The organism is Kordia jejudonensis, from assembly GCF_001005315.1.
Taxonomy (GTDB): domain Bacteria; phylum Bacteroidota; class Bacteroidia; order Flavobacteriales; family Flavobacteriaceae; genus Kordia; species Kordia jejudonensis.
In genome coordinates this window covers 1-1,592 of sequence record NZ_LBMG01000134.1, presented here as the reverse complement: position 1 = coordinate 1,592, position 1,592 = coordinate 1, and the positions used below count along the sequence as shown (strand labels likewise).

General features: G+C 27.9%; 1 protein-coding gene. It reads right to left on the bottom strand.

All coding sequences use genetic code 11. The annotated features are described in order from the left end of the window. Window positions 1-563 precede the first annotated feature (563 nt). Window positions 564-1,592 (bottom strand): RHS repeat domain-containing protein (locus tag AA089_RS24030; protein ID WP_053002650.1); only part of this gene is annotated, 1,029 nt, incomplete at its 5' end.

The window sequence follows — 1,592 nt, the reverse complement described above, 5'->3', positions numbered from 1 at the left end:
CTCCATTTCTACTAGAAGCCATTAAAAGCATCATTAATATGATTATAACATAAATAACTCGTTTTATCAATATCATATATATTAAATTTATAATTATATACTTTTTTCAAGTTTCCGTTAAAATTATGCTTTATACTTCATCCAAGCACTAACATTATAATTTTGTCACTAGGTATGATAGTATTTCATCAATGAAAAATTTTATTCCAATTTTCTTATTCTTAGACTACTAAAAAAGGATAATGTAAACATAAAATAAGATATTTGATAAATATTCTCTCGCGGTATTTCAGAATCAAAAATAAAAAGAGTTATAAAAGCTAATACTCCCATAATGAATTTGTCCAAATTATATATCTCATAATCTATAAATTTCAGACTACCTTCAAGTTTTATTTTCCTAATATAAATGAGGTTAAAAAGTAACATAAACATACTTATACTAATTATCGTATAAATGAATATTATTTCCTTGTAAATGTAAGTTAAATAAAAAAGTAAGAGAATAGTTATTTCTAACATTCCAAATATTATATTATATTTTTTATAGCTCATTTTAAAATTTATTTTTTCCAGAAAACTTTTTTGGAACTTCCTAGATTTTGAGTACGTCCTTCGTGGCTTAGTACATTTCTTAAAATATTACCTCCTAAAACACCTATTGAGAATCCTAATTTTAATCTTGGATCTACATTTTTTAAACGACTAACAACCAAGGCAATACTACCACTTACACCAGTTATAAGCATATTTGTATTATAATCCCCCTTAAAAGGATTAAATTTTCTGTTAAGCTGTAAATCTTTCTTTAAATTAATTGCATACCCTCTGATATTAGTGTGTTGTTCTTCAAGAGTTAAATTTACAGTTTTTCCTATTTTAAATAGTCCACCTCCATTATAAGTTTTTCTACTTAACGGCTTACCTAATTCATCTCGTATGTTACTTCCATTTTTAGCAAAAATAGATGAAGACCGCTTGTTTTCAAATTTTTGAGACTCTACTATCGTCGACATTGTAGAAGAACTATACTTAAATGAAGTATTACCATCTTCATCAACACTTGTAACTAATTGAACATTATATTTTGTCGTCGTCGTTGTCACTGTTACTTCTGTAAAGTCATCATTGTACTCGTTAACCGTTTGGGTTATTGTATGCCTTAAATTATGTACTCCTCCATCTGGAGTATCTCCTATAAATGTATATTCTGTATTTGTAGTTTGAGTATATTTCGTTTTACAATCATCACAATTACTTCCAAATGGCTTCATACCATCAGGATCTAAAAAGAAAATTGGATTATTAAACGCATAGTTGTACGGGGAATGTCTACGCATTTCTTCAGCAAGCGGGTCAATATTCATCCATCGCCCTAGAGAAGCATCATAATTTCTAGCAGAAAAATCTAACCATTGAAGCCCAAGCTCGTCATTTTCTTCTTTTCCACCAAAGCCATAGTTATGGTTTCTTCCAGTAATTAGATTATTATATCCTTTTTGCTTTAGCCCAAAAGGATAATAATTGTTTTCTTCTTTAATTTCAGAAGTTACATCTATATTTCCATCATTATTTAAATCTTCATATGATAA